The following is a 541-nucleotide window of genomic DNA, read 5'->3' on the forward strand; positions in this document are numbered from 1 at the left end:
TTTCAGTATAAAAACGATGTACTGCAGTATTTTCCAACAGCAGAAGGCTATGTTAACAATACACCTGTAAATGGAGCGAACAATTATAGTTATGTGTTTAATTATACCGACCATTTAGGAAATGTACGTGTAAGCTATAAAAAGAATGCTCAAAATGTTCTTGAAATTCTTGAAGAAAATAATTATTATCCTTTTGGCTTAAAACACGAAGGGTATAATGTTAATCCTACAAGTGATTATAAATACAAGTTTAATGGAAAGGAGTTTCAAGATGAACTAAGTCTCAACTGGTATGACTTTGGCGGACGTATGTATATGCCAGATATTGTAAGAACACCACAACTTGACCCTTTATGTGAAAAATTTTATAACCTATCACCACAATCATTCTTAAATAACAATCCCTTATCGTTTATTGACCCTACAGGCATGGAATCAGAAAATATTATTGACCCTCCTAAAAACAAGCAAACTCCTACGCAAAGAGCATATAATTCTAAAACAGGTAATACTGATTTAGCTAAATTAGTGGTATATGCGG

General features: G+C 32.5%; 1 protein-coding gene. It reads left to right on the plus strand.

The genetic code is table 11. From position 1 onward, the window contains the following. A partial coding sequence (locus LPB87_RS20625) for an RHS repeat-associated core domain-containing protein (RefSeq protein WP_305070211.1) occupies positions 1–541 on the plus strand: 541 nt, incomplete at both ends.

The sequence above is a fragment of the Flavobacterium sp. EDS genome, assembly GCF_020991525.1.
In the GTDB taxonomy this organism is placed as follows: domain Bacteria; phylum Bacteroidota; class Bacteroidia; order Flavobacteriales; family Flavobacteriaceae; genus Flavobacterium.